This window comes from Oleiphilus sp. HI0132 (genome assembly GCF_001635845.1).
Window position 1 is genome coordinate 1 of record NZ_LWGJ01001812.1, and the last position, 739, is coordinate 739.

A 739-nucleotide genomic window follows, 5' to 3' on the forward strand; every position below is an offset into this window, starting at 1 on the left:
AGTGATGAAGGCCGCTGTGTCGAGGCGACCTTGGCACTTAATCCGAATGATAGAAAAGAAAGATATCCACCAATTGCTCCGGCATAATTTCTTCGAATTGGGATAAAAGCTTTTCGTTTCGACGTATTTCTTGAAACTCATCACTATCAAATAGGCCTGAAAGGGCCATGATAGGAAGTAGCAATTCGGCGGTAACATCTTCACCTTTGCAGAACCATGCCTTTTCTTTGTAGAAGAAACCTTCCATAAAGCCTGTGCACCAGCTTTCAAGACAGGCATCGTAGTGAGTTTCGCTGTCGTCATCAGTTTCATCGCTGTAGGGTAAGAGTATATCGCGGTCTTCATTAATCTCTTCAAGCAATGTCGACTTGATCTCTTCGATACAGCTTTCAATAGTGGCGATTTCAGATTCACTAAGCTCGATATCATCATTGCCAAATAGCACAGAGATAAGAGTGTTAGTGTCAAAGTCTACCGGCCCGATAACACTGGCGCATACAAGGCCGTGAAAGCCAAAATAATCCAAAGCCTCTTCATTTAGATGCTCGGCAAAAAGAATATCTTCGAGCTGTTCAATTTGTTGTTCGCTTAGTGACATTTGCTAAAACCGTATGACAGTGCAACCAATGCGTTCATGTGTGTATGGGCGCTGGTTGGGAGCGGGGTGGTATAAAAAACGAGAGTATAAACTGATTTTCCACAGATTAGTATCTGCAGTACCTGGTAAGCATAAAAAAGC

1 protein-coding gene is annotated in these 739 nt (G+C 42.9%); it reads right to left on the reverse strand.

What is annotated here, in order from left to right; genetic code table 11:
- Window positions 1–37: 37 nt before the first annotated feature.
- Window positions 38–598, reverse strand: a complete 561-nt coding sequence (locus A3766_RS27380; RefSeq protein ID WP_068507962.1) for a YecA family protein — start codon at window positions 596–598, stop codon at window positions 38–40.
- Window positions 599–739: the final 141 nt, after the last annotated feature.